General features: G+C 72.5%; 14 protein-coding genes and 1 pseudogene. 5 read left to right on the forward strand and 10 right to left on the reverse strand.

What is annotated here, in order from left to right:
• Positions 1 to 111: 111 nt before the first annotated feature.
• On the reverse strand, positions 112 to 573 hold the full coding sequence (locus OG299_RS14535; protein WP_266625697.1) for a molybdenum cofactor biosynthesis protein MoaE: 462 nt from the start codon (positions 571 to 573) through the stop codon (positions 112 to 114).
• Between OG299_RS14535 and OG299_RS42735 the strand changes: the two are divergent.
• A pseudogene (locus tag OG299_RS42735) lies at positions 567 to 1,094 on the forward strand (hypothetical protein); the annotation flags it as partial. The gene OG299_RS14535 and the pseudogene OG299_RS42735 sit on opposite strands and share 7 nt — an antisense overlap.
• 31 nt (positions 1,095 to 1,125) lie before the next feature.
• On the opposite strand, the gene OG299_RS14540 reads toward OG299_RS42735, so the two are convergent.
• Positions 1,126 to 2,289: an SDR family oxidoreductase gene (locus OG299_RS14540; RefSeq protein WP_266625699.1), complete on the reverse strand. Its 1,164-nt coding sequence runs from the start codon at positions 2,287 to 2,289 to the stop codon at positions 1,126 to 1,128.
• Between the two features lie 191 nt (positions 2,290 to 2,480).
• Between OG299_RS14540 and OG299_RS14545 the strand changes: the two genes are divergently transcribed.
• Positions 2,481 to 3,944 (forward strand): zinc-dependent metalloprotease, encoded by a 1,464-nt coding sequence (locus OG299_RS14545; RefSeq protein WP_327361698.1) that lies wholly within the window; start codon positions 2,481 to 2,483, stop codon positions 3,942 to 3,944.
• Entirely contained in the window at positions 3,941 to 4,465 is a 525-nt protein-coding gene (locus OG299_RS14550) for an NUDIX hydrolase (RefSeq protein WP_327361699.1), read from the forward strand. The genes OG299_RS14545 and OG299_RS14550 overlap by 4 nt, the downstream gene beginning before the upstream one ends.
• Before the next feature lie 69 nt (positions 4,466 to 4,534).
• On the opposite strand, the gene OG299_RS14555 is transcribed toward OG299_RS14550, so the two are convergent.
• From OG299_RS14555 to OG299_RS14570, 4 genes are all read right to left on the reverse strand, one after another.
• Positions 4,535 to 5,290 carry an AIM24 family protein gene (locus OG299_RS14555; RefSeq protein WP_327361700.1) on the reverse strand — a complete coding sequence of 252 codons (756 nt, stop codon included), beginning with the start codon at positions 5,288 to 5,290 and terminating at the stop codon, positions 4,535 to 4,537.
• Positions 5,291 to 5,307: 17 nt separating this feature from the next.
• Positions 5,308 to 5,988, reverse strand: a complete 681-nt coding sequence (locus OG299_RS14560) for an AIM24 family protein (protein ID WP_134074411.1) — start codon at positions 5,986 to 5,988, stop codon at positions 5,308 to 5,310.
• A gap of 20 nt (positions 5,989 to 6,008) precedes the next feature.
• Positions 6,009 to 7,700, reverse strand: a complete 1,692-nt coding sequence (locus OG299_RS14565) for a TerD family protein (protein ID WP_327361701.1) — start codon at positions 7,698 to 7,700, stop codon at positions 6,009 to 6,011.
• Between the two features lie 133 nt (positions 7,701 to 7,833).
• A complete protein-coding gene (locus tag OG299_RS14570; RefSeq protein WP_405700883.1) occupies positions 7,834 to 8,478 on the reverse strand; it encodes a M48 metallopeptidase family protein in 645 nt (214 codons plus the stop codon).
• A 106-nt stretch (positions 8,479 to 8,584) separates the two neighbouring features.
• Between OG299_RS14570 and OG299_RS14575 the strand changes: the two genes are divergently transcribed.
• Both OG299_RS14575 and OG299_RS14580 read left to right on the forward strand, forming a co-directional pair.
• Positions 8,585 to 9,691, forward strand: coding sequence for a ThiF family adenylyltransferase (locus tag OG299_RS14575; protein WP_327361702.1), 1,107 nt, complete (start codon positions 8,585 to 8,587; stop codon positions 9,689 to 9,691).
• Positions 9,692 to 9,983: 292 nt separating this feature from the next.
• Complete coding sequence (locus OG299_RS14580) at positions 9,984 to 11,312, forward strand: ABC1 kinase family protein (RefSeq protein ID WP_327361703.1); 1,329 nt, start codon at positions 9,984 to 9,986, stop codon at positions 11,310 to 11,312.
• Positions 11,313 to 11,357: 45 nt separating this feature from the next.
• Here the strand turns inward: OG299_RS14580 and OG299_RS14585 are convergent, their stop codons facing one another.
• The 4 genes from OG299_RS14585 to OG299_RS14600 form a co-directional block, all read right to left on the reverse strand.
• Positions 11,358 to 11,564: a hypothetical protein gene (locus OG299_RS14585; RefSeq protein WP_099889587.1), complete on the reverse strand. Its 207-nt coding sequence runs from the start codon at positions 11,562 to 11,564 to the stop codon at positions 11,358 to 11,360.
• Between the two features lie 121 nt (positions 11,565 to 11,685).
• Positions 11,686 to 12,015, reverse strand: a complete 330-nt coding sequence (locus OG299_RS14590; protein WP_053784586.1) for a putative WhiB-interacting protein — start codon at positions 12,013 to 12,015, stop codon at positions 11,686 to 11,688.
• Positions 12,012 to 12,383, reverse strand: coding sequence for a WhiB family transcriptional regulator (locus OG299_RS14595; protein ID WP_266625715.1), 372 nt, complete (start codon positions 12,381 to 12,383; stop codon positions 12,012 to 12,014). Before OG299_RS14595 ends, OG299_RS14590 begins: the two co-directional genes overlap by 4 nt.
• Positions 12,384 to 12,581: 198 nt before the next feature.
• On the reverse strand, positions 12,582 to 12,926 hold the full coding sequence (locus OG299_RS14600) for a hypothetical protein (protein ID WP_327361704.1): 345 nt from the start codon (positions 12,924 to 12,926) through the stop codon (positions 12,582 to 12,584).
• Between the last annotated feature and the right edge of the window lie 100 nt (positions 12,927 to 13,026).

The following is a 13,026-nucleotide window of genomic DNA, read 5'->3' on the forward strand; positions in this document are numbered from 1 at the left end:
TCGGAGAACGACCCCGCCTTCCCGGCCGCCCTCGCACTGCACGGCGCCAGGGCGCCTCCCAGGCTTCGCCCGACCGCGCCGGACTCCGCCCGCCGAACCCCCGGCCGGCCGTCAGCAGGCGCCGACCCATTCCTCCGTGCCGTCGGAGAACGTCTGGTGCTTCCAGATCGGGACCTCGTGCTTCAGGTCGTCGATCAGCATCCGGCAGGCCTCGAAGGCCTCGCCGCGGTGCGGGCAGGACACGGCCACGATCACCGCGAGATCGCCGACGGACAGGTCGCCGACCCGGTGGACCGCGGCCAGGGCACGGACCGGGTACTTGGCCACCACGCGTTCGGCGACGCGGCGCATCTCGGCCTCGGCCGTCGGGTGGCAGGAGTAGCCGAGCGCGTCGACGTCCGCCCCGCTGTCGTGGTTGCGCACCGTGCCGACGAAGAGCGTCGTTCCGCCCGTCGCGTCGTCGCCGACGGCCGTGAAGACCTCGTCGATCGAGAGCGGGGTCTCACGGATCTCGAGGAGCCGGATCGGGTCCGAAGCGGCCTGCTCGCCGGGGTGGTCGAAGTGCGGTGCCATGCAGCCATCGTGCACCACCGCTCTCACATCCCGGAATAGCCAATTCGACCGGCTGCACGACCTGCAGATATGGAGCCTCCTACAGAACCCCCGCCCCCAACGGCCCCGAGCCACCACCGGCCGACGCCGGCGAACCCAGGAGCCGCGGCAAGGCCCACCGCGCCAGGGCGCAGCCCGAAGCCGTGGCCAGGGCGCAGCCCGAAGCCGTGGCCAGGGCGCAGCCCGAAGCCGTGGCCAGGGCGCAGCCCGAAGCCGTGGCCAGGGCGCAGCCCGAAGCCGTGGCCAGGGCGCAGCCCGAAGCCGTGGCCAGGGCGCAGCCCGAAGCCGTGGCCAGGACGCAGCCCGAAGCCGTGGCCAGGACGCAGCCCGAAGCCGTGGCCAGGACGCAGCCCGAAGCCGTGGCCAGGACGCAGCCCGAAGCCGTGGCCAGGACGCAGCCCGAAGCCGTGGCCAGGACGCAGCCCGAAGCCGTGGCCAGGACGCAGCCCGAAGCCGTGGCCAGGACGCAGCCCGAAGCCGTGGCCAGGGCGCAGCCCGAAGCCGTGGGCGGGGTTAGAGGCCTCGGCGGCGGCGGGCGGCGCGGACCACCGCGGCGGCGCCGAGCAGGGCGACGGTCGCGCCCGCGGCACCCGCGGCGGTGGCGTCCTTGCGGCCCAGGCGGCGGCCCGCGACCGTGTGCCGGCCCGCGACCTCCTGGAGGAGCTCGGCCAGCACCTCCTCGTTGGTCCAGCGGGGCCGCCAGCCCGCCGCGTGCAGCCCGCTGACGCTGACCACCCACGGGTGCATCGTGTACGCGAGGTCGCCCGCCGGGGACGGCGTCAGGCCGATCCGGTGCAGCCGGGCCGCCGCGCCCAGCGCGACCGCCGACGGGAGCTCCATGCGGCGGATGCCGCTCAGCTCCTCGACCTCCTCCTGCTCCAGCCAGCCCTCGCAGCCCACCGCGAGCTCGCCCTCGACCTTCTCCAGGGCGGCGTACTCCAGCGCGCTGACCAGGTCCTCCACGTGGCAGAACTGCCAGGTCGGCCGGGATCCGGCCACCACCAGCAGGCGCGGGGACTCGAAATAGCGGGTCAGGGCGGTGTCCGTGCCGCCGACCAGGACCGCCGGGCGGACCACCGTGACGTTCAGGCCGGGGTGGGCCCGCGGCGCCCGGCGGCCCAGCCGCTCGATCTCCAGCAGGTCGCCGACGCCGGTCGCCTCGGCCGTGGCCCGCAGCTCGGAGTCCTCCGAAAGCGGGATGTCGTTGTCCGGCAGGGCCCCGTAGACCATCGCCGAGGTGCACAGCACGACGCGGTGCACCCCCGCCGCCGCGGCGGCCGTCAGTACGGTCTGGGTCCCGCGCACGTTGTACGCCGTACGGGCCGCCGGGTCCGTCTCGAGGTCGAGGTCCAGCGCCAGGTGCACGACCACGTCGGCGCCGCGCAGCTTCTCGGCGATCGCGGGGTCCCGTACGTCCAGGACGTGCCACTGCGCGGCCGCGCAGTCACCGCGCCGCTCGTCGATCGCCACGACCTGCTTGACCTCGTCGGAGGCGGCCAGGCGGGCCACCAGGGCCGCCCCGACCCCGGAGGCGGCGCCGGTCACGGCGATCACGGGGCCGTTCCTGCGGGGGTCCGGCTGGTTTCGCGGCTGGCGAACGCCGAGGGCGCTCTCACCGTGCTCAGGGCGGTTTTCGGCGTCGTGCGGCGCGCGAACCTGCGGATCTGGGGAACTCACCAGGCGTCTCCAGCGGTTGTCTTCAGTAGGGACGCGCCGTGACGCGTACCTACCAGGTGATGTCCATCCTGCCGCAGCCCAGGAGTCGGCGGAGCACCGAGCCCGGAAGCGGGTGTGGTGTCTACGCTGGGTGGTGTTGTCGGACCATTTCCCGTCGGCCCTGCCGGCGGCCCTACGAGCCGAGGAAACCCGTGAGCGACACCCCATTCGGATTTGGCCTTCCGCCGGAGGAGCCTGAGAACGGCGACGAGGGCAAGAAGAAGGGCAATCAGGGCGGTCAGGGCGGCCCGAATCCGTTCGGGTTCCCGGGCATGGGCCTGCCGGGCGGCGCCGGCGGCCCCGGCGCCGCGGACAACCCGTTCGCGGCGATGTTCGGCTCGATGAACCCGAACGACCTGGGCGCGGCCTTCCAGCAGATCGGCCAGATGCTCAGCTACGAGGGCGGTCCCGTGAACTGGGACATGGCCAAGGACATCGCCCGCCAGACCGTCGCGCAGGGCACGGCGGACGGAGTGAAGGACACGAGCGTCGGCGTCGCCGAGAAGTCGGCCGTCGAGGAGGCCGTGCGCCTCGCCGACCACTGGCTGGACGGGGTGACCTCGCTGCCCTCGGGCGCCACCACGGCCGTCGCGTGGAGCCGCGCCGAGTGGGTCGAGGCGACCCTCCCGGTGTGGAAGGAGCTCGTGGACCCGGTCGCCGAGCGCGTCGGCGCGGCCATGGGCAGCGTGCTGCCCGAGGAGATGCAGGCCATGGCGGGCCCGCTGCTCGGCATGATGCGCTCGATGGGCGGGGCCATGTTCGGCCAGCAGATCGGGCAGGCCGTGGGCGCGCTCGCGGGCGAGGTCGTCGGCTCCACCGACATCGGCCTGCCGCTGGGCCCGGCCGGCAAGGCCGCCCTGCTGCCGCTGAACATCGAGAGCTTCGGCAAGGACCTGGGCGTCCCCGCCGAGGAGGTACGGCTGTACCTGGCCCTGCGCGAGGCGGCCCACGCCCGGCTCTTCGCGCACGTGCCGTGGCTGCGCTCGCACCTGTTCGGCGCGGTCGAGGGGTACGCGCGGGGCATCAAGGTCGACACCTCGAAGCTGGAGGACGTGGTCGGCCAGCTCGACCCGTCGAACCCGGAGCAGCTGCAGGAAGCCCTGCAGGGCGGCATGTTCCAGCCGCAGGACACCCCCGAGCAGAAGGCCGCGCTGGCCCGCCTGGAGACGGCGCTCGCGCTGGTCGAGGGCTGGGTGGACGCGGTCGTGCACGAGGCGGCCAAGCCCCGGCTGACCTCGGCGGACGCCATGCGCGAGACCATGCGCCGGCGGCGCGCCTCGGGCGGTCCGGCGGAGCAGACCTTCGCGACGCTGGTCGGGCTGGAGCTGCGCCCGCGCCGGCTGCGGGACGCCTCGCGGCTGTGGGCCTCGCTGACCGACGCGCGCGGCGTGGACGGCCGCGACGGCCTGTGGGAGCACCCCGACATGCTGCCGGCGGCCTCGGACCTCGACGACCCGGACGGGTTCGTGCACCGCGAGCAGCTGGACTTCTCCGAGATCGACAAGATGCTCGGCGAGGCGGCGCAGAAGCGCGACCAGGGCAAGCAGGACGAGCAGGGCAAGCAGGACGAGCAGGGCGACGGCGAATCCGACGGCGAGGGTGAAGCAAAGAAGTGAGCCTGTACGACGACACGGTGCTGGTCCTCAAGCAGTACGAGGGCCAGCCCGAGCTGCGAGACCTCTATCTGGAGCACCTGGCCGAGCACCCCGACGGGGTCTACAAGCCCTGCCGGGCCGGGCACATCACCGGCAGCGCGCTGGTCGTCGACCCGGCGGGCGGGCGCGTCCTGCTGACCCTGCACAAGAAGCTCGGCATCTGGCTCCAGATGGGCGGGCACTGCGAGCCCGAGGACACCACCCTCGCCGGGGCCGCGCTGCGCGAGGCGGTCGAGGAGTCGGGCATCTCGTCCGGACTGACCCTGCTGCCGGGCGGCCCCGTACGGCTGGACCGGCACCCGATCCCGGCGCCGTGCAACTGGCACCTGGACGTGCAGTACGCGGCGCTGGCGCCGGCCGACGCGGTGGCGGAGATCAGCGAGGAGTCGCTGGACCTGCGCTGGTTCCCGTACGAGGAGGTGGCGGCGGTGGCCGACACCTCGGTCGTCCGGCTGATGGAGGCGACCCGGGCGCGGCTCTGACCCCCCGGAAGGACGGAAGGGGCGGCCCCGCATCCGCGGAGCCGCCCCTTCCGTATGCCGTACGGCGCGCTAGTTCCAGGCGTTGTTCTGGTTCTGGGCGTGGGCGCCCTGCTGGCCCATGCCGTACTGAGCGGCGAGGCCCTGACCGAGCTGGGTGTTCTGCGGCGGCAGCACCTCGCTCGGCTGCACCAGCGCGAAGCCGGTGCCGAGGAAGCTGAGCTCCCAGCCCTCGCCCGTGTTGCCGCGCCGCCGCCACACGCCGGTGGAGTGCGTCTGGGCCTGCATCTGCACGCGCAGCGACGTGGACCAGGCGACGATGGCGTCCGCGTCGGCGTTGACGTACTTGTCGGGCGTGACCTGCATCATCAGCGGCTGCCCGGAGGTCATCAGCGCGACCTTGCCACGGCCGGAGATGTTGAGCTGGTACTTGCCGGAGCCGGAGATCCCGTACTGGCTGTCCACCGCGATGGCCTCGGTGTGCAGGGTGGAGTCCAGGGCCAGCACGTAGCTGCTGTCGACGGTGAGGCCGTCCTGGTCCACGTCCACGACGTGCACGTACTGGGCCAGGTTGGCCAGGTAGACCGTGCCCTGCCCGGAGCAGCGCATCAGGTCGAGGCCCTCGCCCGTGCGGGCGCGGGCGGTGCGCTGGGTGGTGCTCTGGTATTCGCCGTCGAAGTCGATGATCCCCTGGTAGGCGACCATGGCGCCCTTGCGGGCGAGCACGTCGTCGGAGCCGGTCAGGGTGACCCGCAGCAGCTGCGGGTTCTGGACGGCGTACCGCTCCTGGGACTGCGCCTCGGCGTGGGCGAAAAGTGCGCTCTGCATGATGTGTCCGCTCCCCCTCAGCCCCGGGTCCGGAGCCGGTCGGTGCTGTCCTCGCTGGGCTGTACGACGACGATCCCCTGGCCGGAGAAGGCCATCTGGTAGGCCTCCCCGCTGCCCCGGCCGATCATCGACGAGGCCTTGAAGCTGCGCTTGCCCTTCACCTTGAGGTTCGGGGACCAGGCGACGAGCGCGTCGGGGTCGACGTACGTCTCGTCCTCGCCGCGGCCGCAGTCGACCACGATCGGGGTGCCGCGGGAGGTGATGGCGACCCAGCCGGTGCCGGAGACCTGCACGTTGAACAGGCCCTGGCCGGCGAACTTGGCCATGCCCTTGACCCGTTCGACGCCCCACTGGAGGTGGGCGTCGAAGGCGAGCAGGTTGGTGCCGTTGACCGACAGGGCGTCGTTGTTGAGGTTGATCACGACGACGTCGGCGCCGTAGTCGGCGAGGTAGAGCAGGCCGTCGCCGGTGCACTTCATCAGCGGGGCGCCCTCGCCGGTGAGCCACTGCGAGGCCATCTGGCGCAGGGCCGGCGGGTTGGGCTCGTACTGGACGAAGCCCTCGTACGCGACCATCGATCCGGTGCGCGCGAAGAGGTCCTGGCCGCTCTGCATGGCGACCTTGAGCATGGCCCGGCCGTGGTTCTCCATGCGGGCCGTGACGGGGGTGGGGGCGTAGCCCGCGAGCTGCTGGTTCATTGCGTTCATGACGGGCTCCCTCAGACCTCGTACGGCTGGACGACGATGAAGTTGCCGGGAGCGCCGCGGAACTGGAGGTTCACGGTCTCCCCGCTGTGGCCGGGGTAGGCGTTGCGCCGCAGCCGGACCTGGCTGGAGACGATCACCTGGGAGGCCGCGGACCACGCGACGATGGCGTTGCTGTCGGCGAAGGTGGTCGGGGTGACGGGCAGTACGACGGGCGTGCCGTGCGTCTTGACGATCACCGTGCCCGAGCCCTGGAACAGCATGGTGAACAGGGCGCCGCCGGGGATGCCGTGGCCCTCGATGCGGCGGACCTCGTGCTGGAGGGACTCGTCGAAGGCGAGGACGCTCTCGGCGGAGACGCAGATTCCGTCGCCCTGGAGCTCGATGGCGTGCAGGTGCGCGCCGTTCTCGGCGAGGAAGACCTGGCCGCGGCCGCTGCAGCGCATCAGCTGCATCTCCTGGCCGGTGGCATTGCCGACGATGCGGCCGGCGAAGCCGGCGCCCTTGTAGCTGAAGTCGACCTTGCCCTGGTAGAGGACCATGCTGCCCTGGCGGGCGAGGACGGGCTGGCCGCCCATCGCCAGGTCGACCCGCATGAGCTGCTGGTTCTGCGCGGTCCAGCGGGTGCCGGTGGGGACTTCCTTGTACGGCTGGAGGGCGGCGGCGAGGCCGGCGCCGGCAGCCTGCGGGGCGCCCTGGCCGTAGCCGGGCTGCGGGCCGGGCATCTGCCCGGGCGCCTGGCCGTACGGGGGCGGCTGCTGGCCGGGGACCTGGCCGTAGGGCGCGGGAGCCGGGGCGGGAGGCGGGACCTGCCCGCCGTAGCCGGGCACCTGGCCGTACGAGGGCTGCGGCTGCTGGCCGTACGAGGGCGGGCCGGGCGGCTGCGGGGCGTGCGGCGGCTGGCCGTACGGCGCGGGGGCCGGCGGGGTGGTCAGCGGGCCGACCATGGTCGGGGCCGAGTGCACCGGGGCGGGCGCGGCGGGCTGCTGGTACTGCGGGGCGGGCGCGGGGGCCGGGACGTGCGGGGGCTGCGGGGCCTGGGGTGCCTGCGGGGCCTGGACCGGGGCGCCGAAGGACGGCGCCGGGGCGGCGGCCTGCGGCGGCGCGGCGAATCCCGGCGCGGCGCCGGCCTGGGCCTGGGCGGGGGCCTGCGGCTGCTGGGCCTGCGCCTCGTCCTCCTCGGCGACCTCGCCGCCGAAGTTCTTCAGCAGTGCGGCGAGTCCGCCGTCGAAGCCCTGGCCGACGGCGGCGAAGCGCCACACGTCCTTGAGGTAGAAGTCGCCGAGCATCACCGCGCGCTCGGTGCTGAACTCCGCGCCCGTGAAGGAGTACCGGACGACTTCCTCGCCGCCGGCCACGATCCGGATGTAGCCCGGGCCGATCTGCGACATCTGCCCGGCACCGTCGATCGTGGCGGTGAAGGACAGCTTGTGGATGCTCGCCGGAACGCGGTCCAGCGTCACCCGGAACGACTCGGTGTCGCCGGCCTGCGTGCCGAGCTGCTGAATGGACTCCTCAGGCGACTTCGGCTGGTTGTAGAAGACGAAGTAGCGGTCGTCCGACAACTGCTCATTGGCGTCGAGGCCGAAGCAGCTGATGTCGAAGGCGAGTCCGGGGCCGGCGATCTGGACGCCCACGTACAGATCGGTGCCTGCCGTCAGATCGCTGATCCTGGCCTTGTGACCGCGTTGGAATTCCCTGGCCATACGTAACGACCGTCCCCCATCCCGACAGTGAAATGCGTGCCGCTCAGGCTAGCTGCATCTGCCGACATCCGGCCAAGCCGGTACCGACCCGGTACATATCGATACGTTCGCGCCCGACGGTGCGCGGGCGGGGTCATTCCTCGCGGGCCGCCGGGACCTTGGGGAGGCGCTCGGCGGCGACCACTCCCTCGAGGTAGCCGCGGGCCCGCTCGGTGCGCGGATAGGCCTCGAGCAGTTCCCAGAAGCGGGGGCCGTGGCCGGGCACGAGCAGGTGGGCGAGTTCGTGGAGCAGCACGTAGTCGACGACGTACTCCGGCATCCCCTGGAGGCGGTGCGAGAGCCGGATGCTGCCTTCGGCCGGGGTGCAGGAGCCCCAGCGGGTGTTCTGGTTGGTGACCCAGCGCACCGAGCGGGGGCGGGCACGGGAGCTGAAGTACTGCTCGGACAAACGCTCGGCGCGCTCGGTGAGTTCCGCATCCCCGAGGGTTCGCTTGCTCTCCTGCGCGGCCAGCTTGTCGAGCATGACCCCCACCCAGCGCTGCTCCTCGGCCTCGGACATCCGGGCAGGGATGAGGACGACCGTACGGTCACCCTCACGGTAGGCGGATACGGTCCTGCGGCGGCGCGCGCTCCGGCGGACTTCGACGGCGCGCTGCTGTGGGTCGGCGGACACGCCCAAGACCGTACCCGCTCGCCGTCGCGGAAGTCGCCCTGCTCCACGGTTCGAACATGATCGATTCGGAGCCGGTACAGGAAACGCCCTTTTTCTCCATCTCATATGCCTAATAACCCTTGCCTGTGGACAAATGCGCGCACGGAATGCGGCGGGCGGGCACTCTGCGGAGGAAGGGAATGAGGCGGAGTTCGTACGAGGGGGGAAAGCCATGTATCCGAAGGTGAAGCCGGCGCTGGCGAGGGCGTGGCGGGATCTGCAGACGGTGCAGTTCGGGGTGACGCCCGCGCATGCGGTGGTGCTCGGCCCGGTGGACACGGCGACGGGATCGCTCCTCGACCGGATCGACGGGACACGGGGCATGGAGCTGCTGCGCGCGGAGGCGGCGGCCGTGGGGCTGCCGGAGGGGCAGGTGGACGCGCTGGTGCGGAGGCTGGCGGCGGCCGGGCTGCTGGACGATGCCACCGCGGGCGGACCGCGGGCCCAGGCGGTGCGCAAGCGGCCGGAGACCCTGGAGCGGCTCGGGCCCGATCTGGGCTCGCTCTCGCTGGTCCACCGGGACCCGGGAGGCGACTTGCGGGGTGTCGCGGCCCGCCGGGCCATACGGGTCCAGGTGCGCGGGAGCGGCCGGGTCGGCGGGGTGATCGCCGGGGTCCTGGCGGGAGCCGGCGTGGGCCGGGTCGAGGTCCTCGACGGCGGCCGGGTGGAGGCGGCGGATGTGGCTCCGGGCGGGCTGGGGCCCGGCAGCATCGGCCGGCTGCGGGCCGAGGCCGCGACCGGACTGGTCCGCACATCGGCCCCGGGGCGCGCACCGCGGACCGCGGAGCACGAGGGGCCCGAGCCGGGGGTGTCCCTGGTGGTGGTCGCGCCCCGGGACGGTCTGCAGGCGTGGGCCCCGGATCCGGGGCTCGCGGCCGACTGGATCGCCACCGGCACCCCGCATCTGTATGCCGGGGTGCTGGAGGGCACCGGGCTGGTGGGGCCGCTGGTGCTGCCGGGTGCCACGGCGTGCGCGGGCTGCATGGAACGCGACCGGGTCGAGGCGGACCCGGCCTGGCCCCGGATGCTGGTCCAGTGGCGCTCGGCGCACCGCCGCCGGACCACCGCGGCCTGCGACCTGGGCCTGGCCACGGCGGTGGCCGGCCTCGCCGCGGCCCACGCCCTGTCCTTCCTCGACGGCGAACTCCCCGCCTCCACGGCCTCCCGCTGGGAGGCCGCCCTCCCCGGCCTCCATTGGGAACAGACCCCTGTGCACCCCCACCCGGCCTGCCCGTGTGCCGCGGCCCGGGTCCCGGCGGAGCAGGAGGTGGGGTCATGAGGAGCCGGTTGCGAAGGCGCGTCGAGCCGCTCCTCCACGGCAGTGGGAGAGGAGGAGGTTCCCCGCATCCGAAGGTCCCGTTCCCCGGCACCCGCTCACCGCGCTCGATCCGCTGTCCGGTCATGCTGTCCCATGGGGGTGGATGCTGTCCGGCGATGGCCGGATCGGTGCCGGGTTCGGGGCGGGCGCCTCGGGCGGGGCGGCGCAGGGACGCCATGACAGGATGCGGATGGCCGAGGGGTCATCCTGAACCGCCGCTTGCGGCACAGCAGTCTGGGACTTGGAGGGGCATATGTCTGATCTTCCCCGGAAGGCGGTCACCCGTACCGTCAAGCTGGCCGCGCTGCCGCTCGGCTTCGCGGGCCGGGTCACCTGGGGGCTGGGGAAGCGGATCGGGGGCAAGTCCGCGGAGATCGTGGCGCGCGAGCTCCAGCAGCGGACCGCCGAGCAGCTGTTCCGCACGCTCGGGGAGTTGAAGGGCGGTGCCATGAAGTTCGGGCAGGCGCTCTCGGTCTTCGAGTCGGCCCTCCCCGAGGAGGTCGCCGGGCCGTACCGGGCGGCGCTGACCAAGCTTCAGGAGGCGGCCCCGCCGCTGCCGGCCGAGACGGTGCACCAGGTACTGGCGGACCGGCTGGGCGCCGACTGGCGCGATCTGTTCGAGGAGTTCGAGGACAAGCCGGCCGCGGCCGCCTCGATCGGGCAGGTGCACCGGGCGGTGTGGCACGACGGCCGCCAGGTCGCCGTGAAGGTGCAGTACCCGGGGGCCGGTGAGGCGCTGCTGTCGGACCTGAGGCAACTGGGGCGGTTCGCGGGGCTGCTGGGGCCGCTGATTCCCGGCATGGACGTCAAGCCGCTGATCAAGGAGTTGCGGGACCGGGTCGCGGAGGAGCTGGACTACGAGCTCGAGGCCGAGGCCCAGCGGATCCACGCGGACGCGTTCGAGGGCGACGAGGACGTGGTCGTACCGGACGTCGTGCACCAGGGCGACCAGGTGCTGGTGACCGAGTGGATGGAGGGGACCCCGCTGTCGGAGGTGATAGCGGACGGCACCGAGGAGGAGCGCAACGGCGCCGGTCAGCTGCTGGCCCGATTCCTGTTCTCGGGGCCCGCGCGTACCGGGCTGCTGCACGCCGATCCGCACCCGGGCAACTTCCGGCTGCTGACGGGGGCGGACGGCCGGATGCGCCTCGGCGTGCTGGACTTCGGCACCGTCGACCGGCTGCCCGGCGGCTGGCCCAAGCCCATCGGCACGTCGCTGCGGATGACGCTCGAGGGCGACGCCGAGGGGATATACGGGCACCTGTGCGCCGAGGGGTTCGTGAAGGAGTCCATCGAACTGGACCCGGAGGCGGTGCTGGACTACCTGCTGCCCATCATCGAGCCCGCCCAGGCCGAGGAGTTCACCTTCACGCGGCCGTGGCTGCGCGGTCAGGCGGCCCGGATCGCCGATCCCCGCTCCCCCGCACACCAGTTGAGCCGGCAGATCAATCTGCCGCCCTCGTACCTGCTGATCCACCGGGTGACGCTGAGCACCATCGGGGTGCTCTGCCAGCTGGGCGCGACGGTACGGCTGCGGAGCGAACTGGACTCCTGGCTCCCGGGGTTCCTGCCCGAGGAGTGAGCCTTCGGACCCGGGCCCAACGGGCCCGGGGCTGAGGGCCCCAGGTCACCACCAGGACGAATCGAGGCGGCCCTCGATCGCCCTGAGGTTGGCCCGCGCGCAGTCGACGCAGAAGTACTGTCTGGTCCCGTTCTCCACCGAGCAGGTCCAGGTGGGCGGGGCGCCGTCGGGGGCCTTCTTGCCGCAGCGCGCGCAGACGACGGGCTGGGCCTCGGGTCCCGACGGGGCGGGGTGGGGATTCGGCTGGTCCACCTCCAGACGATATCTCCGCAAGGCACGGAGAACCGTCCGCAACGCACCGGGGGGACCGGTCCGTTCGGACCGGTCCCCCGTACGCTGCTGCGCCGCTGGTCAGCGGCAGTTCAGCGGCTGATCAGTGCATGACGGCCATGGCCAGCGCTCGCCGGGCGCGCAGCGAGACGCGCTCGGCTCGCCGCTGCATGCGGCGGGCGGCGACCAGGCGCAGGGCCTGACGCTCGGCGTCGACCTCACGCATGCGGTCGTCCATATGGGCACGAGCCAGGGCTTCTGGGATGAGTTGCATTTCACGGGTCCTGTTCTGACGCGAGGTGATCGCGCCGGCGGTGATGAAGTCTGCGGTGGCGGAGCCGTACGGCTGCTCGCTCGTCGTGTGGGCGGTCATGGAGGCCTGCTTCAAGGGGTCGTGCGTCACGGGGCGGTCGATGGTTCCGATGGCGGTCATGCCGCAACAACCGGGTTCTTGCGCGGACGGCCACGGGGGCGCTTCCGGGCTACGACGACACCCTGGACGAACAGCTCGCCACCCCAGACGCCCCAGGGCTCGCGGCGCTCGAGCGCACCGGCGAGGCAGGCCTCGACCAGCGGGCAGGTGGCGCACAGGGACTTGGCGTACTCGACGTCCGCCGGGGACTCGGCGAAGAAGACCTCGGGGTCGTAGGTACGGCAGGCGACGGGTACGCCGAGGTTCTCGATGGCGTCGTCGAGCGCGGTCAGCGCGGTGAGGGGAGTCAAGGTGGAGTCCTCCGGGACTGCGGGCGGGGAGATCGTCTGGGTCTGCGATACGGACGGGGCGTGCGCTTCGAGTTGCACGGTGTTTTCTTCCTCGTCTTGTTTGGCTAGTCGTTCCGGCCGGGTTCGGCCGGGGGCGGCTGGGCTACGTCTCACACCGACTGGTCTTGCCAGTCCCGAGGCTCCTTCGTGCCGTCGTCCCCGTTCGGGGACAAACAGAAGGGCCGCGGATCCCGGGTGGGGTTCCGCGGCCCTGAAGGCGCCGGCCTGATCTTGGAATCAGGCTGGATCACTCCAGGGTTCGAGCCCACGGAAGGCCCACATCAGGTGGTGCTGCTGCTTCGTCTGCGTCGTCTGCTTCGTCTGGGATCCGGCACCGGCTGCGGCCGCAATCCCATAGGCGCCATGCGCCTGGGCTTCCAGTACTGCCACCGGTGCCTGGGTCGGTCGCTCATTCCGCTCGCTCACAAGACGCACGGCGGGTGCGGCCAGCAGGGCGCGGCTGTCAGCGCACATCGCAGACAGACCGGTACCCAGGAGCGGGAGGAGCGAGGAGGAGCCGAGCATGCAGGAAGCGGCGACCGAGCGATCGGTCATTTTGGTGCTGGTGATGAAGCTGGTCACTGGTCTCGCCTCCTCTCGGCGTCTCGGGGACGGGGCCCGGGGGCCTGTCCCATGCGTATTCGGATAAGTACAGCACGGATCCGGAGCTTCGGAGAAGCCA

This window comes from Streptomyces sp. NBC_01296 (genome assembly GCF_035984415.1).
Lineage (GTDB): Bacteria > Actinomycetota > Actinomycetes > Streptomycetales > Streptomycetaceae > Streptomyces.